Consider the following 20,861-nt stretch of genomic DNA (forward strand, 5'->3'; position numbering starts at 1 on the left):
CAGGCGACGGCCGCGACACGCCTCCTTGACGCAGTCTTGAGGATCCGTTGCGCCCGCGCACGTGACGCAGTCGTCCACGCGCGACCCTCCCCCCGCCGACGGGCCACGGACTACCCTCCGACGCACGGGCGGTGGCGGGCGCCACCGCGGCGGCGAGAGGCGGTGGGCTGCGTGTCGTGGCTGTCGCAGGTCGTCGCGGACTTCTTCGCCGAGGTCGACTGGTGGTACTTCGCCACCATCCCGCTCTTCACGGGCGTCATCGGCTGGCTCATCAACTGGTCGGGCCTGTGGATGCTCTTCTCTCCCGTGCAGTTCCGCGGGGTCAGGATCCCGGGGATGCGCGAGCTGGCCGGGGTGCTGCCGCGCAAGGTGCAGGAGGTGCCCGGCATCCTGCAGGGCGGCGTCGGCTGGCAGGGCATCGTGCCGGCGCGGGCGGCCAAGATGGGCTCGATCGCCGTCGACAAGGCGATCGCCAAGCTGGGCACGCCGGCGGAGTTCTACCAGCAGCTCGAGCCCGACCGGATCGCCGAGCACATCGTCACCGTCTTCCGCCCCGAGATCCCGCAGCTCGTCGACGAGGTGATGCGCCGCGAGCACCCGCGGCTGTGGCGCGACCTGCCGCGCCCGGTGCGCGAGGCCGTCGTCGAGCGGGTGCAGCAGCAGCTGCCGGCCGTCGTCGGTCGCGTCACCGACGAGATCGGGGTGCACATCGACCAGCTGCTCGACCCCAAGATCATGGTCATCGACCACTTCCGGAAGAACCCCGCGCTCGTGGTGCGGATCTTCCGCGACTTCGGCCAGCGCGAGCTCGACCTCATGGTCACCTTCGGCTTCGTCTTCGGCTTCCTGCTCGGCATCCCCGTGGCCTTCCTCGACCACGCCATCGGCACCTGGTGGGCGCTGCCCGTGCTGGGCGTCGTGGTCGGCTGGGTGACCAACGCGCTGGGCATGTGGCTGATCTTCGAGCCGACGGAGCCGCGCCGCATCCTGGGCGTCAAGGCCCACGGCCTCTTCCTGCGCCGCCAGGAGCAGGCTGCCGAGGTCTACGCCCAGATCATCGCCGAGGACGTCATCACCCTCGAGCGCATCGGCGACTTCCTGCTCGACGGCCCCCGCGGCGACCGCACCCGCGCGATGCTCGCCACCGCGCTGCGCCCCGCGATCGACCGCGCCGCCGGGCCCGCCCGCGCCGCGGTGCGCGTCGCGATCGGCGCCGACCGCTTCGACACCATCCGCGAGTCGGTCGCGCAGGAGGCCGTCGGGCGCACCCTCACGCCCTTCCGCGACCCGGCCTTCTCCGCCCAGCAGGCCGACAAGATCCGGGTGCTCATCGCGCGGCGCACCAAGGAGCTCCCGCCCCGCGACTTCGTCGAGATGATGCGCTCGGCGATCAAGGAGGACGAGTGGATGCTCTACGCCCACGGCGCGATCATGGGAGCGGGCGGCGGCTTCCTGCACTACGCGCTCTTCGCCGCCCTGGGGAGGGCCCACTGATGGCTGCCGCACCGCGTGACCCCGGCCCGGGGCGTACGCCGGGTCCCCCCGGCCCCTCCGCACCCGCCGGCCCGGCGCCTCGGGCCGCCCGACCGGCGCGCCCGTCCCGCGAGGCCGAGACCGGTGGGCCCGACGCGCACCGGGGCGCCGACGACTTCCTGGGCGCCGACCCGGCGCACGACCCCTACCTCGACCCCACCGCGCCGCTGGCCCGCGACCGCGCGCTCGGCCTGGGCGCCGGCACCGCTCCGGGGGGCGCCGCCCGCGACCGCGCGACGTCCGGTGGCCGCGAGGCCGACCTCGCCGCGGCGGTGGAGGCCCTGCCCGGGCTCGCCCGCATCGCGGCCTCGACCTGGTGGCACACGACGGGCTGGGGCCTGCGCACCTCGGTGAAGGCGACGCGGCGCGTGGCCCGGGCCGTGACCGACGCCGACGAGGCCGCGGCGCTCGCCCACGACGTCAGCGACACCGCCCACGCGGTGGCCGACCTCGCCAAGGCCGTGTCGGGCGGGGTGCCGGTGCCCCGCGCCGTCCTCGACCTCGCCGCCGACCTCGCCTCCGACCTGGGGGCCGACCTCGGCACCGCCCTCGACGGCACCCGTGCCGGCCGTCCCGGCCGCACCACCGGCGCCGGCCGGGGGGGCAGGACCGGCGCGCGGGTCACCCGGGCGCGTGGCGGCTCGGCCGCCGACGCGGTCGTCCCGGGCGACGTGGTCGGCGGGCCGGAGCAGGGCTCCGGCGCGGGGCTCGTCGGCGGCGTCCGCGGCTCCACCCCGGCCGACGGCCACGGCGCCGCGCACCCGCGCCGGCCCGGTGGCCGCCCCGCCCTGCCCGCGGACCCGGCCGCCGAGCTGCGCCGGCGCGGCGCCGAGCTGCTCGAGCGCTCGCGCGACGTCTGGGACACCTCGACCGGGCACCCGGCGCACGGGCGCATCCTCTCCGAGCTCGCGCCCGACGAGGCCCGCATCCTGCTGCTGCTCCTGCGCGAGGGCCCCCAGCCCAGCGTCGACGTGCGCACCGGCGGGCCGGTCGGGCTGGTCAGCTCGCAGCTGGTCGCCCCCGGCCTGACGATGATCGGCGCGCGCGCCGGCTGCCGGTGGCCCGAGCAGGTGCCGTCCTACCTCAACAACCTCTTCCGGCTCGGGCTGGTGTGGTTCAGCCGCGAAAGCCTGCAGGACCCGATGGACTACCAGGTGCTCGAGGCGCAGCCCGACGTGCTCGACGCGGTGCACTCGGTGCGCTTCGCCAAGGTCGTGCGACGCAGCATCCACCTCACGCCCTTCGGCGAGGACTTCTGCCGGGCAGTCCTGGTCGACGAGCAGGACGCCGCCGCCGCGCGCTTCCCCGCCCACGCGCTGCCGCCGGAGGGCGACGCGGCCGAGCCGCCCAGCCAGGCCTGACCGGGGCTGCCCCGCGTCAGTGGGCGAGGTGGCAGAGCGTGTCGACGGCGGCGCGCACGTCGGCGTCGCGCTCGGTGGTGACCCAGCGGAAGGGGCGGTCCCCGTCGCGCAGCGGCACCCCACCGGCGTGCGCCGCGGGGTCGGCCTCGGCGGGCGCCACCTCCTCGGCGGCGAGACCGGCGGAGCCGTCGCGCGAGAGGACCAGCACGTTCCACTCGCGCACGAGCTGCTCGTCGGGGTCCAGCTCGTGCAGGTGCAGCCCCGCGACGCAGGTCAGGTCGTCGCGGCCGGTCAGCCCGACGCCGTAGGCGTGCACGGGCACGCTGCGGCCCGCCAGGCGGCGCCACACCATCTCGGTGAGCGTCGTCAGGTGCTCGACGCGCTGCAGGGTGGTGTGCAGGGTCGCGCCCGGGGACCCGAGGGCGACGCCCTCGAGGTCGCGGCTGACGCCGACGAGGCTCCGCTTGGGTGCGGTCTGCGGCTCGCCTCGCGGGGCCAGCACCGTCCACGGCGTGCTCACGCGGACCAGCGTAGGTGGCGCACGGGGCTGGTGGGGCGCTTTCGTGGAGCCCCCGCGCGGACTGCACCGCAGGGGTGAGGAGAGTGCGGGGCCCGGCCGTCCCTCCCCGGCGGCCGGGCCCGAGACGGATCCTGGCACGGCCCGCGGCCCGCGCGGGGCGTCCTGAGAGGATCTTGCGGATCGCCTGCGCGGACCCTGCGCCTGCGCCACCCGGAAGGAGCGTCCGTGCCCGTGCCCGAGCCCGTGCCCGAGACCACGTCCGAGCCGCACCGGGCGGCGGCAGGGGCGGCCGGGTCCTGGCCCGCGGCGCTGCCCCGGCGGCTGCCGGGGCTGCTCGTCGCCGGCACCACCTCCGACGCCGGCAAGACCGTGGTGACGACCGGGCTGTGCCGCGCGCTGGTGCGCCGCGGGGTGCGAGTTGCGCCCTTCAAGGCGCAGAACATGTCGAACAACTCGATGGTCTGCGCCGACCCCGCGCGCCCCGGCGTCGGGGCCGAGGTCGGGCGCGCGCAGTGGGTGCAGGCGCGGGCCGCCCGCGTCGAGCCGGAGCCGGCGATGAACCCCGTGCTCCTCAAGCCCGGAGGCGACCGCGCGAGCCACGTGGTCGTGATGGGCCACCCCGGAGGCACGGTGTCGAGCAGCGACTGGGCGACCGGGCGCCGCCACCTGCGCGACGCCGCCTTCGCCGCGCTCGAGGACCTCGCCTCGCGCCACGACGTCGTCGTCGCCGAGGGCGCCGGGTCGCCGACCGAGATCAACCTGCGCCGCAGCGACTACGTCAACATGGGCCTGGCCCGGCACGCCGGGCTCCCGACGGTGGTGGTCGGCGACGTCGACCGCGGCGGCGTCCTCGCGGCCTTCCACGGCACGGTCGCGCTGCTCGAGGCTGCCGACCAGGCACTGGTGGCCGGCTTCGTGGTCAACAAGTTCCGCGGCGACGCGTCGCTGCTGGCCCCCGGCACGGCGGAGCTCGCCCGCCTCACCGGCCGCCCGACGTACGGCGTGCTGCCCTGGCACCCGGGGCTGTGGCTCGACAGCGAGGACGCGCTCGACCTCGAGGGGCGCCGCTCGCGCGACCCCCACGGCGAGGCGCTGCGGGTGGCGGTGGTGAGGCTGCCGCGCATCTCGAACTTCACCGACGTCGACGCGCTCGGGCTCGAGCCGGGGGTCGACGTCACCTTCGTCTCCGACCCCCGCGGGCTGCGCGGCGCCGACCTCGTGGTGCTGCCCGGCACCCGCGCGACCGTCGCCGACCTGGCGTGGCTGCGCGAGCGGGGGCTCGACGAGGCGGTGCGCGCGCACGCCGCCGCGGGCCGCCCGGTGCTCGGCATCTGCGGCGGCTTCCAGCTGCTGGGCCGGGAGGTGCGCGACCCGGTCGGCGTCGAGGGCGCCCCCGGCACGGTCGTCCCCGGGCTCGGGCTGCTCGACGTGGTCACCGACTTCGCAGCCGACAAGGTGCTGCGGCTCCCGCGGGGATCGGCGCTGGGGCAGCAGGTGACGGGTTACGAGATCCACCACGGCCGCGTCACCCGCGGCGAGGGTGCCGAGGAGTTCCTCGGCGGGGCGCGCGCGGGCTCGGTCTGCGGCACGCTGTGGCACGGGTCGTTGGAGTCCGACGGGTTCCGCGAGGCGTTCCTGGCCTGGGCCGCTGCCGCCGCCGGCGCGGCGTACGTCCCGGGTGGGGTGCGCTTCGAGGCGGCCCGCGAGGCCCGGCTCGACCTGCTCGGCGACCTGGTCGAGGAGCACCTCGACGTCGACGCGCTGCTCGACCTCGCGCTGTCCGGTGCGCCGGCGGGATTGCCGCTGCTCGAGCCGGGGGCCTCGCGCGGGTCGGCTCGCGGTGGTGCGTCATGCGATCCGTGCGCAGTGGCGTCGGGACCGCATGACGCAACGGGAGGCGCGGGTGGCGGCTCCGGTGGTGTGTCATGCGATCCGCGCGCAGTGGCGTCGGGACCGCATGACGCAACGGGAGGCGCGGGCGGCGGGCGAGCACGGCAGGGCCGGGCGCCGCGGGTGCTCGTGCTGGGCGGGACGGGCGAGGCGCGCGAGCTCGCCCGGCAGCTGGTGGACGACGGCGTCGACGTGGTCTCCTCCCTCGCCGGGCGGGTGGCTCGCCCGCGGTTGCCGGTCGGCGACGTGCGGCTGGGTGGGTTCGGGGGCGTCGAGGGGCTGCGCGCGCACCTGCGGGAGGAGGCGTACGCCGGCGTCGTCGACGCCACCCACCCCTTCGCCGCGGGCATCACCGAGCACGCGGCCCGCGCCTGCGCCGAGGAGGGCGTGGCGCTGCTGCGGCTCGCGCGGCCGGGGTGGCGGGAGGAGCCGGGCGCCGCGCGCTGGCACTGGGTCGACGACCACGACGAGGCCGCCGCGGCGGCCGCCCGGCTCGGGCGACGGCCGCTGCTGACCATCGGTCGCCAGTCGCTCGCCCGCTTCGTCGAGCCGCTGCGCGACCACGACGTGCTCGCCCGGGTCGTCGACCCGCCCGAGGGCGAGCTGCCCCGCGGGTGGCGGCTGCTGCTGGACCGGGGCCCCTACACCCGCGACGGCGAGCGCGGGCTGCTGCTCGGCCACGGTGCCGACGTGCTGGTCACCAAGGACTCCGGCGGCGACCACACCCGCGCCAAGCTCGACGCGGCCGACGAGCTGGGGATCGGGGTGGTCGTGGTCCGCCGTCCCACCGACCCGACCGGTGTGCGCTGCGTCCCTGACGTCGCCGCCGCGCGGGAGTGGGTGCTGACGGTGCTGCAGGAGTCACCGGTCGACCGGTGACTCCTGCACCTGTGCCCCGAGTCCTCGGCCCCCCAGTGCCGGAGTCACCGGCTGACCGGTGACTCCGACGACCGGCCTCGGCGCGCAGCCAGCGCGGCGCAGGCCAGCCCCGCGGCGACCTGGACGCGCGTGGAGAGCGCGACCGCGCGGCGTACGTCATGGGCGCCCGGCGCCGGGCCGGCGCCGAGCAGCGGGCGGTGCTGGGTGCCGTAGGGGTAGGGCGTCTCGCCGCCGAGCGCGACCCCGAGCGCCCCGGCGAAGGCCGCCTCGACCACGCCGGCGTTGGGGCTGGGGTGCGCGGCCGCGTCGCGGCGCCAGGCAGCGAGCGCTGCCCGAGGGCGGCCGCCGACGGTGGGCGCGAGGCCGGCGGCGAGCGCCCCGGTCAGGCGCGAGGCCGGCAGGTTCAGCAGGTCGTCGAGGCGGGCCGAGGCACGCCCGAAGCGGTCGTGGCGCGGCGAGCGGTGGCCGACCATGGCGTCGAGGGTGTTGGCGGCGCGGTAGCCGAGCAGGCCGGGCACGCCCGCGACCGCCCCCCACAGCAGCGGCGCGACGGCCGCGTCGGCGGTGTTCTCCGCGGCGGACTCCACCGCGGCCCGGGCGACGCCCGCCTCGTCGAGCGCCGTGGTCGACCGGCCCACGATCCGTCCGACCTGGGCGCGCGCGGCCGGGAGGTCGCCCACCTCGAGGAAGCCCTCCACCGCGGCCGCCTCGCGGCCCAGGGTCGTGCCGCCGAGCACCACCCAGGTCGCGACCGCCGTGGCGGCCGCGTGGGTCACCGGGTGGCGTGCGGTGGCGCGCTCGACCGCGACCCCGGCCAGCGCGGTGCCCCCCGTGAGCACGAGCGCGTGGCCGAGGCCGCGGAGCACCGAGTCGGCCCACCAGCGGCGCTCGAGCGCCGCCGCGAGCCGGCCGAAGGCGGCCACCGGGTGGCCGCGCTCGGGGTCGCCGAGCCACCGGTCGGCGGCGAGGCCGAGCAGCAGTCCGGCCGCACGCGACCGGTCCGGGCTCAGCAGGCCCTCACAGCGACGCCGCGAGCGCGCGTCGCTCCGCCGCGGCGACCTCGCCCGCCCACGACCGCCCGACCAGCCCCGACAGCGCCGCCGCGAGCGCGACCCACAGCGTCGCCAGCGTGGCCAGCGAGCCGACCCGGAAGTCCCACAGCAGGTCGGCCGGGAAGCCGCCCACGCCGGCCGCGTCGGGCAGCAGCTGGGCGACGACGGCGACCACCACGACGTACGCCGTGGCAGGCGCGACCACCGCCGCCCACGCGCCGCTCCGCTCGAGGAGGCGACGGCCGAGCCACAGCGCGAGGCCGGCCGCGACCACGGAGGCGAGCACGAGGGCGAAGTAGCCGGCGGTGCGACCGCCGATGGTCGCGCCGTCACCGACGGCCGGCGGCGTGGCGGGGTACTTCAGGAACGGCACGAGCGAGACGGCCACGCCCCCCACCGCGGTCACCAGGGCGGTGGAGGCGGCGGGGGAGAGCCGGCCGAGCCGACCCACGGCGGCGGCCGAGGCGAGCGCCGCCAGGCCGCCGAGCGCCAGCCCGATCGCGAGGGTGCCGACGAGCAGGCCGACGGTGCGCTGCACGGTGCGCGGCACCGGGCCGTCGCCAGCCGGGCCCTCGAGGGCGATGGCTGCGTCCACGGACGGCTCGCCCACGGCGTACGCGACGCCGCAGGCGAGCAGGCCGGCCATAAGGCCGGCGAGGAGTCCGTGGACCAGGAAGGTCCGCGGGGTCACCTCAGTGGCAGGGGTAGCCGAGGAGGTGGCGCCCGTCGTGCACCAGCTCGTGGAGCACGGTGCCGCCGGGGAAGGCGACCGCACCCTGCGCGGTGGAGACGAAGAAGACCACGAGCTGGGCCAGCAGCCCGGCGAAGAGGAGCCAGGGCCCCAGCTGCGCGAACGAGATCGTGGGGACGGCCGGCAGTGCCGGGGCCGAGAGGGCAGGGGTCGCCTGCGACATGGTGCCTCCTTCAGGGATGACTGCGTCCCTGGTCGATGGGTGGAGTTCGCGGGCGCTCGGGTCTGACTCCACCGCTCGCGGCCGGGGCCGGAGGCGGTGTCACAGTAGCGCGACTGTGCCGGATTCCCACCGGCTTCCTCGTGCTCGCAGGAGCACCCTAGGGCACGGGGCCGCCGGGTGGGGTGAGCCGTCCCACGAGCGGCGCCAGGGCGGCCGCCAGGGCGTCGCTGACGGCCGGCTCGCGCGCGGCCACCCGCACCCACGCGCCGTCCAGGCCCGGGAAGGTGTCCGCCCGCCGACAGGCGAAGCCGGCCTCGCGCAGCGCGGCGTGGACGCCGTGGCCGACCCGGGCGAGGACGTACGGCGCGGCGCCCGGCACGACGTCCGCGCCGGCCCGCTGCAGGGCGAGGGCGAGGTGGTCGCGGTGCTGCTGTGCCAGCGCGGCGCGGCGGTCGCGCTCGGCCCTGGCCTGCGGCGTGCTGCAGGCGATCGCCGCGGCTGCGGCGAGGCTGGAGACCGACCACGGGGCCTGCGCGCGGGCCAGTGCCGCGACCAGGTCGGGCGGGCCGAGCAGGTGGCCCACCCGCACGCCGGGGAGCGCCCACAGCTTCGTCAGGCTGCGGACGACGACGACGCCGGGGAGCCGCGCGGCGGCCAGCGACTCCGGCTCGCCGGGCACGTGGTCGGCGAAGGCCTCGTCGACGACCAGCAGCCGGCCCGGGCGCACGAGGGCGCGGAGGGTGGCCGCGGGGTGGAGCACGCCGGTGGGGTTGGTGGGGTTGCCGACGACCACGAGGTCGGCGTCCTCCGGGACCCGTCGGTGGTCGAGGGTGAACCCGTCTCCCGCGCGCAGGACGGCGTGCTCGGCGACCAGGCCCGCCTCGGCCAGCGCCACGTCGGGCTCGGTGAACTGCGGGTGCACCACCACCGGCCGCCGCCAGGGCCTGCCGCCGGGGCGATGGCGGGCGAGCAGGCCGAAGGCCTCGGCCGCACCGGCGGTCACCAGAACCTCCTCGGGGTCGCGGCCGTGGTGGGCCGCGAGCGCTGCCCGGGCCGTCGTCGGGTCGGGGTAGGCCGTCGCCGCCTCCAGCCCCGTGAGCAGCGCCTCGCGCAGCCACGGCGGCCACGGCTCCCGGCTGACGTTGACCGCCAGGTCGACCAGCCCGGGTGCGGTCTCCGCGTCGCCGTGGTGGCGCAGCGGGTCGGAGTGCGGGTCGGCCGGCGCGGTGCCGGGGCTGCCGGTTTCCCCGGCTGGCGCGCTGTCGGAGTCCCCTGTCGGCGCGCTGTCGGAGTCACCGGTCGACCGGGGACTCCTGCACTTGTGGCCCGAGAACTCGGCCGACAAGTGCGGGACTTGGGCCACAAGTGGGGCTGGTGGGACTGCGGTGACCAACCGCCCGGCCCCCGGAGCAGCGGCGCGCGCGTGCACCGCGTCGGCGAAGCGCTGCGCGAGCTGCGGGTGGCCGGCCCAGTGGACGTGGGGGTAGGCCGCGTGCAGCGTCGGCCCCGCCCAGCCCACCGGGCGCGGGCCGTCGGGACCGGGAGCGAGCCACGCGGGCCCGAGCGCGGAGCCGGCCGCCGGCGCCTCGGGCGTGCACGCGGTGCGGTGGAACTCGTGGGCCGTGACGACCTCGCCGGCCCGGGTGAGCAGGGAGTCGCCCGCGGCCTCGAGGGCGTCGTACGCTAGCGTCAGGCGCGAGCCCATGGCCGCGCGGGCCGGCACGGCGCCCGCCATGGGGCGCTCGTCGAGGGTCTCGGCGAGGTAGAGCAGTCCCGCGCACTCCGCGACCGTCGGCACGCCGGCCGCGACCGCGTCGGCGATGGCGGCGCGCAGGGTCGCGTTGTCGGTGAGCGCGTCGGCGTGCACCTCGGGGAAGCCGCCGCCCAGGTAGAGCCCGGCCGTCCCGGCCGGCAAGGCCGTGTCGCTCGCGGGGTCGAAGGCCACCGGCTCGCACCCCGCCGCCCGCAGCAGCTCCTCGGTCTCGGCGTAGCGGAAGGTGAAGGCCCGCCCACCCGCCACGGCGACGACCGGCGCCGACCCGCGCCGTACGCCGTGCTCCGGCGCCCGCACCTCGGCCGCGGCCGCCCACGGCGCGGCGTCGAGGTCGGGTGCCGTGCGGGCCAGGTCGAGGACGGTGTCGAGGTCGACGTGCGCGGCGACGAGGTCGGCCAGCGCCTCGAGCGCCGCCGCCGACTCGGCCCGCTCGGCCACCGGCACGAGGCCCAGGTGCCGGCTCGGGGCGCTCACCCGCTCGTCGCGGGGCAGCACCCCCACGACGGGCACGCCGCGGCCGGAGGGTCCGCCGGTGCGCACGGCCTCGGCGATCTCCCGGGTGTTGCGGTCCGACCCGGCGCCGTTGAGCACCACGCCGGCGACGGTGACCGCCGGGTCCCAGGTGGCCAGGCCGTGCACGAGGGCCGCGACCGTGCGCGAGGAGCGGCCGACGTCGACCACCAGCAGCACCGGCGAGCGCGTCACCGCCGCGACGTGGGCGGTGGAGGCGAGGCCGCCGGTGCCGAGCCGGCCGTCGAAGAGGCCCATCACGCCCTCGACGACCGCGACGTCGGCGGCGGGGCGCGCCGGGTGCGCGAGCGGGCCGGCGCCGTGCAGCAGCAGGGGGACCAGCCGCTCCTCGCCCACCAGGTGCGGGTCGAGGTTGCGTCCGGGACGGCCGGTGGCCAGCGCGTGGTAGCCCGGGTCGATGTAGTCCGGCCCGACCTTGTGCCCGCTCACCTCGAGCCCGCGCCGGCGCAGCGCCGCCATCAGGCCGGTCGCGACGGTGGTCTTGCCCGAGCCGGTCGAGGGGGCGGCGACCACGACGCGGGGCAGCGCTACCACTCGATGCCCCGCTGGCCCTTCTGGCCGCGGTCCATCTGGTGCTTCACCTTGGTCATGTCGGTGACCAGGTCGGCCGCGTCGACCAGCGCGGGGTGGGCGCGGCGCCCGGTCACCACGACGTACTGCCGCCCGGGGCGCTCGCGCAGCGTGGCCACGACGTCGTCGACGTCGACCCAGCCCCACGCCATCGGGTAGGTGAACTCGTCGAGCACGTAGAGGTCGTGGCGCTCCTCGGCGAGGCGCCGCTTGACCTCGGCCCACCCCTCGGCGGCGTCGCGCGCGTGGTCGGCCTCGGAGCCCTCCTTGCGCGACCACGACCAGCCGGCGCCCATCTTGTGCCACTCGACCGGCCCGCCCTCGCCGGTCTCGCGGTGCAGCTCGCCGAGCCGCTCGAGCACGGTCTGCTCGCCGATGCGCCACTTGGCGGACTTCACGAACTGGAAGACCCCGACGTCCCACCCCTGGTTCCACGCCCGGATCGCCAGGCCGAAGGCGGCGGTCGACTTCCCCTTGCCGTCGCCGGTGTGCACCATCAGCAGCGGCTGCTCGCGGCGCTGCCGGGTGGTGAGCCCGTCGTCGGGCACGCTCAGCGGCTGTCCCTGCGGCATCAGGCTGCTCCGTCGCGTCGGGTGGTGCGGTGGTCGGTGGCGGCGTGAGCACGCCGTGGCGCGGCGCCGCGCACCACGCCCGTGAGCGCGTCGGCGCTGACCTCCGCCACCGGCACGTGCTCGGCGCCGAGGTGGGCGGCGAGCCGGGCCGCGAGGCCCATCCGCAGCGGCCCGGCCTCGCAGTCGACGACGACCGAGGCGACCCGCTGCGCCGCCAGGTGGTCGGCGGCGGCACGGCTGCGGGCGACGGCGTCGGCGCCCTGGGTGGCGCGACCGTCGGTCACGACGACGAGGAGCGGGCGGCGGCGGGGGTCGCGCAGCCGCTCGAGCGCGAGCACGCGGTCGGCCTCGAGCAGCCCCTCGGCCAGCGGCGTCCGGCCCCCGGCCGGCAGCTCGGCGAGCCGCCGGGCCGCCACGTCGACCGAGCGCGTCGGCGGCAGGGCGGTCTCGGCACCGTCGGCGCGGAAGGTCACCAGCCCGACCCGGTCGCGTCGCTGGTAGGCGTCGAGCAGCAGCGACAGGATCGCGGTCTTGACCTGTTCCATCCGCCTGCGCGCCGCCATCGAGCCAGACGCGTCGACGCAGAAGAGCACGAGGTTGGACTCGCGGCCCTCCCGCTCGCTGACCCGCAGGTCGGCGGGCGCCAGGCGCAGCCGGCCCACCCCGGGCACCCGCCCGCGGGCACCCTGGTGCGGCGCCGCCGCGAGCACCGTGCCGACCAGGTGCAGGTCGGTGGCGCCTGCGCGCCCGCCCGGGTCGCGCTCGCCCGCCGGCCGCGACCCGGTGCGCCGCCCGCTCGCGGTCACCGCGCGGCTGCGCCGACCCGCCTCGCCCGCACCGGTCCCCGCCACGCGGAGCAACCGCGGACGGTACGGCGTGCCCGCGGCCGCGCTGCGCGGCGTACTGCCGGTGCCGGTGCCGGTGCCGGTGCCGGTGCCCGCGTCATGCGGACCGCTCGCGACTGCGTCGGAACCGCATGACGCTCCGCGACCGTCACCGCCCTCGTCGCCGGAGCCACCCGCGTCATGCGGAGCGCTCGCGACTGCGTCGGACCCGGATGACGCCTCGCCGGTGCCGTCACCACCGCCACCCGGAGCCGGATCGGGCGTCGGGTCGGGCGTCGGGTCGGGCGTCGGGTCGGGCGTCGGGTCGGGCTCGAGCTCCGCGTCACCGAGGACGGCGTCGAGGAGCTCCTCGTCGAGGCCGGGGGCGTCGAAGGGGGTGCGGCGGCGCCGGTGCGGCAGGGCGAGCAGGGCCGCGACGCGGACGTCCGCGCGGGTGACCGAGTCGCGTCCCTGCCAGGCGGCGTGGGCGACGGCGGCACGGGCGGTGACCAGGTCGGCGCGCAGGCCGTCGACGTCGAAGGCGGCGCACACCTCGGCCACCTTGCGCAGCGCGGCGTCGGACAGCTCGACCCGCGCGACCCGCTCGCGCGCCGCCGCGATGCGGGCGGTGAGGGCGGCCTCGGCCTCGGCCCACGAGGCGAGGAAGCTCTCGGGGTCGGCGTCGAAGGCCATCCGGCGGCGCACGACCTCGACCCGCAGCGCCGGGTCGCGGGGGGCTGCGACCTCGACCGTGAGCCCGAAGCGGTCGAGCAGCTGCGGGCGGAGCTCGCCCTCCTCGGGGTTCATCGTGCCGACGAGCACGAAGCGCGCGTCGTGCTCGACCGAGACGCCGTCGCGCTCCACGGTGGCGCGACCGGTGGCCGCGGCGTCGAGCAGCAGGTCGACGAGGTGGTCGTGGAGCAGGTTGACCTCGTCGACGTAGAGGACGCCGCGGTGCGCGCGGGCCAGCAACCCGGGCTCGTACTCGGCGCGGCCCTCGCTCAGCGCCTTCTCCAGGTGCAGCGAGCCCAGCAGCCGGTCCTCGGTGGCCCCGACGGGCAGCTCGACGAGGCGCACCGGTCGGGTCTCGACCGCGGGGGCCGGTCCGAAGGGGCCGTCGGGCGAGGTGGCCCGCGGGTCGTGCGGGTCGGAGGAGAAGCGGTCGCCCGCCACGACCTCGATCGGCGGCAGCACCGCGGCGAGGGCGCGGACGACGGTGGACTTCGCCGTGCCCTTCTCGCCGCGCACCAGCACGCCGCCGACGGCGGGCGAGACGGTGGTGAGGACCAGGGCGAGCGCCATCCGGTCCGTGGGGTCGTCGTCGTGCCCGGAGGTCACGACGGCGCTGAAGGGGTAGTGCGCTGGCACAGAGGCTCCCGCTCGTCTGCCGGTCAGGTGGACGCCGCGAGGCCGGTCTTCGGACTCCCGCGGTCACGCCACCCGACCGCTGCGGGCAGCGGGGGGCACGTGCCGCGGTCACCGCAGCGGGCCTGTGCCGGACTCTCACCGGCTTCCCAGATTCTCCCGTCGGCCGCGTCGCTCGCGGGGCGGGCGGCGCGTGCCTCGGGGCACCTCGTGGCTTGCGCCGCTCAACCTACGGCACCGCAGGGTCGTGGGCGCGCGGTGGCCTAGGGTCGCCTCCCGTGACCGAGCCCGCGCAGCCCGCCGACCACCGCCTGGTCGTCATCGGGGTCGGCGCGGACGGCTGGGCGGGCCTCTCCGCGCCGGTGCGTGCCCGGGTGGCAGCGGCGGACGTCGTGCTCGGCGGCGAGCGGCACCTCGCCGCGGTGCCGTCCCGGGAGGGCCAGCTGCGCGAGCCGTGGCCCCGGCCGCTGCGCGACGGCCTGCCGGCGCTGCTCGAGCGCCACGCCGACCGGTCGGTCGTCGCGCTGGCCTCCGGCGACCCGCTGGTGTCGGGCATCGGCTCGACGCTGCTGCGCCTGCTCGGGCCGGCCGCGGTCGAGGTGGTGCCCGCGGTCTCCTCGATCGCGCTCGCCCGCGCGCGGATGGGCTGGCCCGCGGAGTCGTGCGCCGTCGTCTCGCTGGTCGGGCGTGATGCCCACGCCCTCCTGCGCGAGGCGGTGCCGGGCCGGCGGGTGCTCGTGCTCTCCGCCGACGAGCGCACCCCCGGCGAGGTCGCCGCACTGCTCGACTCGGTCGGGCTCGGCGACGCGCGGCTGCACGTGCTCGGCGACCTCGGCGGCGCGGCCGAGTCCCGCGTCGACGGGGTGGCGTCGTCGTGGGCCGTCGACCCCGCCGACCTGCCCCGCCTGCACGTGCTCGCGCTCGAGGTCGCGGGTGGGCCCCCCGTGCCGCTCGGCTGGACCGCGGGGCTGCCCGACGAGGCCTACGAGCACGACGGCCAGCTGACCAAGCGCGACCTGCGCGCCAGCGCGCTCGCCCGGCTCGCCCCGCGTCCGGGCGAGGTCCTGTGGGACGTCGGCGCCGGCGCGGGGTCCGTGGGGATCGAGTGGATGCGGGCCCACCCCGCCTGCCGCACCGTCGCGGTCGAGCAGCACCCCGAGCGGGCGGCGCGGGTGGCGCGCAACGCCGCGCGCCTCGGCGTACCCGCCCTCGAGGTCGTCACCGGCCGGGCGCCGGAGTCGCTCGCCGGGCTGCCTGCGCCCGACGCGGTCTTCGTCGGCGGCGGCGCCACCGCGCCTGGCGTGCTCGAGGCGTGCCGGGCCGCGCTGCGCCCCGGCGGCCGGCTGGTCGTGCACGGCGTGACGCTGGAGACGGAGTCGCTGCTGGCCGCGCAGCGTGCCGCACATGGCGGGGAGCTCACGCGCGTCGCGGTCGAGACCGCATCGGCGATCGGCGGCTTCACCGGCTGGACGCCGGCGCGCGCGGTCGTGCAGTGGGCGTGGACCGCGCCACCGAGCGTCTCGCAGGGCGGGGCGGACCGGTGACCGTCCGCTTCGTGGGCGCCGGCCCGGGCGCCGCCGACCTGTTGACGCTGCGCGCCGTGGCGCTGCTCGAGGCGGCCGACGTCGTGCTCTACCCCGGCACCTACCTCGACGCGGAGGTGCTCGGGCACTGCCGCGACGGCGCCCGGCTCGTCGACACCCAGGACCTCGACCTCGACCAGATCACGGCCGTCCTCGTCGCGGCCCACACCGACGACCTCGAGGTCGTGCGGCTGACCTCCGGCGACCCGTCGCTCTACTCCGCCGTGCACGAGCAGGGCTCGCGGCTCGACGCCGCCGGGGTGCCGTGGGAGGTCGTGCCGGGCGTCCCGTCGTACGCCGCCGCGGCCGCTCGCCTCGGACGCGAGCTGACGGTGCCGCTGCTGGCCCAGTCGGTGGTGCTGACCCGGGCGCAGGCCCGGTCGACGGCGATGCCGGCGGGCGAGGAGCTCGAGGCGTTCGCGCGCACCGGCGCGACGCTGGCGATCCACCTCGCGGTGACCCGGGTGCGCGAGCTCGCCGCCCGGCTCGTGCCGCACTACGGCGCGGCCTGCCCGGTCGCGGTGGTCTTCCGGGTCTCCCAGCCCGGCGAGCTCGTGCTGCGCGGCACCCTCGCCGACGTCGCCGACGCGGTCGAGGAGGCGGGCCTGCGCCAGGCCGCCGTGGTGCTCGTCGGGCCGGCGCTGGACCCCGCCGCCGCCGGCCGCGACGCGGGGGAGTCCTACCTCTACGCCCCCTCCCGCGACCGCGCGGCCAAGCACGCACCGGGTCCCGGCGCACCGTCAGGCGCCCCGCCCGGCTCTCGTCCCCCCGGGATGTGACGCGGTGCCCCGGTCGCCCCCCAGGGCTCGACACCTGGGGAGGCGACAGGGACACCGCGTCGCGGGGCGCTCGGGAGTGCCGGCCCGTCGTCGACGCAGCCTCGCTCAGCCCTCGACGTAGCGCGGCGTCCAGACCCGCCCGCCCTCGGTGACCCGGGTGCTCGACGCCCCGACGAGCAGCAGGCACTTCATGTCGACGGTGGTCGGGTCGAGGCCGCCGAGCGTCGTCACGTCGAGCGACTCCTCGGCCCGGCCGACGTCGCGGCCGACCACGACCACCGTGGCCGGGTCGCGGTGCTCGAGCAGCACCTTCTGCAGGTGGCCGACCTGGTCGGGTCGGGCGCGGGAGCGCGGGTTGTAGACCGCGAGCACGAGGTCGGCCTCGGCCACCGCGCGCAGGCGCTGCTCGACCACTGCCCACGGCTTGAGCCGGTCGCTGAGGCTCACCACGGCGAAGTCGGCGCCGATCGGCGCGCCCGCCCGCGCGGCCACGGCCTGCACCGCGCTCACGCCGGGCAGCACGCGCACCTCGACCCCCGCGTACGCCGGGTCGTCGGCCGCCTCGAAGACCGCCGAGGCCATCCCGAAGACCCCGGCGTCGCCGCCGGACACCACGGCGACCCGCTCGCCGTCGCGGGCCAGGTCGAGCGCGAGCCGGGCACGGTCGAGCTCGACGGTGTTGCCGGAGGCGTGCCGCTGCAGGCCCGCGCGGCGCGGCACCCGGTCGACGTACGGCGCGTAGCCCACCACGTGGTCGACCCCCGCCAGCGCCTGCTCGGCCTCCGCGGTCAGCCAGTTCGCCGGCCCCGGGCCGAGGCCGACCACCAGGAGCTCGGCGGGGGCGGGCGTGCCGGGTGGGCGCAATTGTGCGGTAGTCGGCTGTGCAACCGCCGGGTAACCGTCGTCTGGCGCACAATTGTTCCCAGCCCGACCCCCGCGAGCCCCACCCGCAGCCTGCTCCGCGACGCGGCGGCCCGGGCCGTGGCGGGAGTCGCCGGTGACGACGACCAGCGAGAAGTAGGGCACGGTGTCGGGGTCGACGTCGGCCACCGGCAGCACCCGCTCGGTCGCCATCGACGCCCGCTCGACGTACGTCGCGTGGTCCAGGCGGCCCGCCAGCGCGAGCGCCTCGCGCACCTTGCGGAAGGTGCGGCCGAGCTTCATCACCACCGCGCCGTCGGCGTCGGCCAGGCGCCGCGCGAGCTCGCCTTGCGGCAGCGTCCCGGGCAGCACGGTGAGCACGTCGGTCTGGCGCACGAGCGGCAGCGCCGCGGTGGCCGTGGCGGCCGCGAAGGCCGGCACGCCGGGGACGACCTCGCAGGTGAAGCGGTCGGCCAGGCCGTCGTGGAGGTACATGAACGAGCCGTAGAACAGCGGGTCGCCCTCGGCCAGCACGACCACGTCGCGACCGGCCTCGAGGTGGGCGGCGAGGCGGGCGACCGCGTCGGTGTAGAAGTCGGCCATCGCGCCCGCGTAGCCACCGGGGTGGTCGGTGAGACCGGTGGTGACGGGGTAGCGCAGGACCTCCTCGACGGCAGTGGGCGGGATCAGGCCCGCGGCGGTGCGCCGCGCGTTGGAGGCCTTGCCGACCCCCGCGTGGTAGGCCACGACGTCGGCCGCACCGATCAGCCGCGCCGCCTTCAGCGTCACCAGCTCGGGGTCCCCGGGGCCGAGGCCGACGCCCCAGAGCCGCCCGGGAGTCAGCTCGGCACCGGAGGTCGACGCGCTCACTCCGCCTCCTGGGCGAGCGCGTTGAGTGCCGACGCCGTCATCGCCGACCCGCCGCGCCGACCGCGGACGGTCAGGAACGGCACGTCGATCCCGTGGTCGGCGGCGAACCCGGCGAGCGCCTCCTTCGACTCGGCGGCGCCGATGAACCCCACCGGGCAGCCGACGACCGCCGCAGGTCGGGGGGCGCCGTCCAGCAGCATCTCGAGCAGGTGGAAGAGCGCGGTGGGTGCGTTGCCGATCGCGACGACGGCGCCGTCGAGCCGCTCGCCCCACAGGCCGAGCGCGGCGGCCGAGCGGGTCGTGCCCCACTGCGCGGCCAGGGCGGGCACCCGGGGGTCGCGCAGCGTGCACACCACCTCGTTGTCGCGGGGCAGCCGCGCGCGGGTCACCCCGGAGGCGACCATGTGGGCGTCGGTGAGGACCGGGGCGCCGGCCCGGAGCGCGGCGCGGGCCGCCGACACCAGCCGTGGGTGCACCACGAGGTCGTCGACGAGGTCGGTCTGCCCGGTGCCGTGGACCATCCGGACGGCGACCTTCTCGGCGTCGGCCGGCAGGTGCGCGAGCCGGGTCTCGCGGCGGATCGTGGCGAAGCTGTCGTCGTAGATCGCCCGCCCCGACCGCACGTAGTCGTAGCGCGCCTGCGGCGCCCGCAGCGCGCGCGGCCCCGCGTCGCGGGCCGGTGCGGGCGCCACCACCCCGCGCCAGGGAGTGACGACGAGGTCGGCGTCGTCCGCGAGCCCCCACCCGTCGACGTACGCCGTGTCGAGGCGGCCGTCGGGCACCACCAGGTGGCGCAGGCCGGGTGCCCCCGCGACGGGGCCGGGTGGCAGCGGTCCGCTGGGCGTCGGGAGGTCGGGGTGCGGGGCGGCGGCGACGTCGCTCGGCAGCGGGGCCTCGAGCTCCTCGACGTGCCAGGGGGCGTCGGGGCCCTGACCCCGCGCGGCGACCAGCTCGCGGGCGAGGTCGAGCAGGGCGGCTGCCGCGCCCCGGGGGCCGGTGAGCGGGACGACCCGGCCCCAGCCGGACCCGACCCGCAGCTGCCCGTGGGTGGCCGAGAGGGCGACGACGCCGAGGTCGCACGCACGGTCGACCACGTCGCCGCGACCGTCGTCGAGCACGACGAGGGTGCGGGCCGACAGCCCGGCGAGCACGGGGTCCGACCGCAAGCCCTCGTCGAGGGCCGCCGCGACCGGGCGCAGGTCGGCGCGACCACCGACCAGGCCGGTCAGCGGCGAGACCACGACGTTGCGCACCAGCTCGGCGGTGCGCGAGGGCAGCAGGCCGGTGGCCTCGAGCGCGGCGACGACCTCGGGGGGCAGCCGTCCGTCGGAGTGCGGCAGCGCGCGGACCTGCAGGTTGGCGCGGGTGGTCAGGTGCACCGCGCCGTCGCCCCACCGCTCGGCGACCGCGAGGAGGGCACGCAGGCGGGCAGCGGGCAGCGCGCCGCCGACGAGCCGGAGGCGCACGAGCGCGCCGTCCTCGGCGATCCACGGCCGGGCGACGCCGGGGCACAGGTCGGGGCGGGTGCGGGTGGCGGGTCCGGGGCGGTCGGCTCCCGGGCGGGCGGGTCCGGACTGGCTGGTGAGGAGCACGGTCTCTCCCTGGTCGGGGCCCTGTGCGCGGAGCCCGTGGTGACCGCACGGCGGTCGCCGCGGGGCCAGCAGGTCTTCGGACTCGGGGTCATCCGGCACGGGGCGCCTTCCCAGGACGTCCTCTCGTCGGTCCCAGTGGCTCAGTGCCCCGCCCGTCGCCCACACCGCTGCGCGTCAGTCCCGGAGTCGCACCGGGTTCCCTGCCCCACCCGGTGGCCCGGGCGGGGGTGACTGGCGTCGGCAGGCTACCAACGCCTCGGCGGGGTGGCGGTAGCGTCCGCCGGCGTGACGTCGGTCCCGCTCCTCCTCGTCGGCGCCTCGGCGCGCGAGGTCGCGGCCCGGGCGGACCTCGCCGGGCTGGCCGCGACCGTGCCCGGGGCCGAGGTCGCCTTCCTGCAGCTGGGCGACCCGTCGCTCTCCGGGGCGCTGACGCGGCTCGCCGACACGGGTGCCGCACGGGTCGACGTCGTCGGGGTCTCCCTCGGGCCGCTCGCCCCCGGCGCCACCTGGGTGCGTCGCGTCGCCGGCCACTGGTGGCGCGAGCGGACCGGCGACCGGCCCGTGGTGGCGGTGGCCCCGCGGCTGCTGGGCGAGCTCGACGCGGCCGCGCTGCACGACGTACGCCGTGACGCGCGGCCGCTGACCGGCGCCGAGCCGGGGCTCACGTCGGCCGCGTGGGAGGGGGTGACCCACCACCGCCGCCAGTTGCTGGTGTGCCGGGGTCCGCGCTGCACCGCCCGCGGGTCGGACGCGACCGCGGAGGCGGTGGTGCTCGCGCTGGTCGAGGCCGGGTGCACCGACGACGACGTGCTCGTCACCCACACCGGCTGCCTGCTGCCCTGCAACCACGCGCCGGTCGTCGTGGTGCACCCCGACGACGCGTGGTGCGGTGGCGTGACGCCGGAGGTCGGTCGCCGCCTCGTCGCGGCCGTGCTGGACGAGGGCGGCGACCTCGCCGCGGCGGGCCTGCCGCTGCTGCCGCGCTGAGCCGGAGCGGTGCTCGAACGTTCGAGCAGCGGCTGTCCGCACGTTCGAGCAACCGAGCGCCGAACGCCCGTACGGGGACGCGGCCGCCGCACTTGTGGGCCGAGTCCTGCACTTGTGCCCCGAGTTCTCGGGCCACAAGTGCAGGAGTCCCCGGCTGACCGGTGACTCCGACAGCCCGGCGGCGCCGACAACCCCGGGACGCGGACAGCCCCGGCACCCAGCCCGCCGGCGTGGCCTAGGGTGAGCGCACCGACGTCTCGTGGGACCCAGGAACCCGGTGCCGGCCGCGCAGCCAGCGGCCCAGTCCGGGGCGGTTCCGCCACTGTGACCTCGCACCACCGCTCCGCGCGGGGGTGCGACCAGCCAGACACTGGCCACGGGACCTGACCTACCACTGGGGCGAG

General features: G+C 77.8%; 14 protein-coding genes, 3 pseudogenes and 2 riboswitches. Of the genes and pseudogenes, 7 read left to right on the plus strand and 10 right to left on the minus strand.

Annotated elements, in window-relative coordinates; translation table 11 throughout:
- The first annotated feature begins 171 nt into the window (after positions 1 to 171).
- Positions 172 to 1,494, plus strand: a complete 1,323-nt coding sequence (locus tag BJ989_RS04165; RefSeq protein WP_343049081.1) for a DUF445 domain-containing protein — start codon at positions 172 to 174, stop codon at positions 1,492 to 1,494.
- Positions 1,494 to 2,894 (plus strand): Abi-alpha family protein, encoded by a 1,401-nt coding sequence (locus tag BJ989_RS17075; RefSeq protein WP_218848716.1) that lies wholly within the window; start codon positions 1,494 to 1,496, stop codon positions 2,892 to 2,894. Before BJ989_RS04165 ends, BJ989_RS17075 begins: the two co-directional genes overlap by 1 nt.
- Positions 2,895 to 2,910: 16 nt before the next feature.
- Here the strand turns inward: BJ989_RS17075 and BJ989_RS04175 are convergent, their stop codons facing one another.
- Complete coding sequence (locus tag BJ989_RS04175; protein ID WP_179517125.1) at positions 2,911 to 3,414, minus strand: DICT sensory domain-containing protein; 504 nt, start codon at positions 3,412 to 3,414, stop codon at positions 2,911 to 2,913.
- Between the two features lie 321 nt (positions 3,415 to 3,735).
- Between BJ989_RS04175 and BJ989_RS18975 the strand changes: the two are divergent.
- Both BJ989_RS18975 and BJ989_RS18980 read left to right on the plus strand, forming a co-directional pair.
- Positions 3,736 to 5,193, plus strand: a pseudogene (locus tag BJ989_RS18975) (cobyric acid synthase); the annotation flags it as partial.
- Positions 5,194 to 5,433: 240 nt separating this feature from the next.
- Positions 5,434 to 6,183, plus strand: a pseudogene (locus BJ989_RS18980) (cobalt-precorrin-6A reductase); the annotation flags it as partial.
- A 44-nt stretch (positions 6,184 to 6,227) separates the two neighbouring features.
- Here BJ989_RS18980 and BJ989_RS04185 read toward each other — a convergent pair.
- The 6 genes from BJ989_RS04185 to BJ989_RS04210 all read right to left on the minus strand — a co-directional run bounded on the left by BJ989_RS04185 (position 6,228) and on the right by BJ989_RS04210 (position 13,788).
- Positions 6,228 to 7,196, minus strand: a complete 969-nt coding sequence (locus BJ989_RS04185; RefSeq protein ID WP_343049488.1) for a cobalamin biosynthesis protein — start codon at positions 7,194 to 7,196, stop codon at positions 6,228 to 6,230.
- Positions 7,197 to 7,200: 4 nt separating this feature from the next.
- Complete coding sequence (locus BJ989_RS04190; RefSeq protein WP_179517127.1) at positions 7,201 to 7,926, minus strand: CbtA family protein; 726 nt, start codon at positions 7,924 to 7,926, stop codon at positions 7,201 to 7,203.
- A gap of 1 nt (position 7,927) precedes the next feature.
- Entirely contained in the window at positions 7,928 to 8,149 is a 222-nt protein-coding gene (locus BJ989_RS04195) for a CbtB domain-containing protein (protein WP_179517128.1), read from the minus strand.
- Positions 8,150 to 8,306: 157 nt separating this feature from the next.
- Entirely contained in the window at positions 8,307 to 10,988 is a 2,682-nt protein-coding gene (cobBC, locus tag BJ989_RS04200; RefSeq protein WP_179517129.1) for a bifunctional hydrogenobyrinic acid a,c-diamide synthase/histidinol phosphate aminotransferase CobBC, read from the minus strand.
- Positions 10,982 to 11,596, minus strand: coding sequence for a cob(I)yrinic acid a,c-diamide adenosyltransferase (cobO, locus tag BJ989_RS04205; protein ID WP_179517130.1), 615 nt, complete (start codon positions 11,594 to 11,596; stop codon positions 10,982 to 10,984). The genes cobBC and cobO overlap by 7 nt, the downstream gene beginning before the upstream one ends.
- Complete coding sequence (locus tag BJ989_RS04210) at positions 11,596 to 13,788, minus strand: VWA domain-containing protein (RefSeq protein ID WP_343049082.1); 2,193 nt, start codon at positions 13,786 to 13,788, stop codon at positions 11,596 to 11,598. The genes cobO and BJ989_RS04210 overlap by 1 nt, the downstream gene beginning before the upstream one ends.
- A 43-nt stretch (positions 13,789 to 13,831) precedes the next feature.
- Positions 13,832 to 13,937, minus strand: a riboswitch (cobalamin riboswitch).
- Between the two features lie 126 nt (positions 13,938 to 14,063).
- Here BJ989_RS04210 and cbiE point away from each other — a divergent pair.
- Together cbiE and cobM are read left to right on the plus strand one after the other, a co-directional pair.
- A complete protein-coding gene (cbiE, locus tag BJ989_RS04215) occupies positions 14,064 to 15,329 on the plus strand; it encodes a precorrin-6y C5,15-methyltransferase (decarboxylating) subunit CbiE (protein ID WP_179517131.1) in 1,266 nt (421 codons plus the stop codon).
- On the plus strand, positions 15,326 to 16,147 hold the full coding sequence (gene cobM / locus BJ989_RS04220) for a precorrin-4 C(11)-methyltransferase (RefSeq protein ID WP_179517132.1): 822 nt from the start codon (positions 15,326 to 15,328) through the stop codon (positions 16,145 to 16,147). Before cbiE ends, cobM begins: the two co-directional genes overlap by 4 nt.
- Positions 16,148 to 16,252: 105 nt before the next feature.
- On the opposite strand, the gene BJ989_RS04225 is transcribed toward cobM, so the two are convergent.
- The 3 genes and pseudogenes from BJ989_RS04225 to BJ989_RS18600 all read right to left on the minus strand — a co-directional run.
- Entirely contained in the window at positions 16,253 to 17,878 is a 1,626-nt protein-coding gene (locus tag BJ989_RS04225) for a precorrin-2 C(20)-methyltransferase (RefSeq protein ID WP_343049084.1), read from the minus strand.
- Entirely contained in the window at positions 17,875 to 18,483 is a 609-nt protein-coding gene (locus tag BJ989_RS04230) for a precorrin-8X methylmutase (RefSeq protein WP_425490014.1), read from the minus strand. Before BJ989_RS04230 ends, BJ989_RS04225 begins: the two co-directional genes overlap by 4 nt.
- A gap of 741 nt (positions 18,484 to 19,224) precedes the next feature.
- A pseudogene (locus BJ989_RS18600) lies at positions 19,225 to 19,569 on the minus strand (hypothetical protein); the annotation flags it as partial.
- Positions 19,541 to 19,672: riboswitch (cobalamin riboswitch) on the minus strand. Its footprint overlaps the pseudogene before it by 29 nt.
- A gap of 83 nt (positions 19,673 to 19,755) precedes the next feature.
- On the opposite strand from BJ989_RS18600, the gene BJ989_RS04240 reads away from it, so the two are divergent.
- A complete protein-coding gene (locus BJ989_RS04240; RefSeq protein WP_179517133.1) occupies positions 19,756 to 20,457 on the plus strand; it encodes a (2Fe-2S) ferredoxin domain-containing protein in 702 nt (233 codons plus the stop codon).
- Positions 20,458 to 20,861: the final 404 nt, after the last annotated feature.

This window comes from Nocardioides perillae, from assembly GCF_013409425.1.
Classification (GTDB): Bacteria; Actinomycetota; Actinomycetes; order Propionibacteriales; family Nocardioidaceae; genus Nocardioides; species Nocardioides perillae.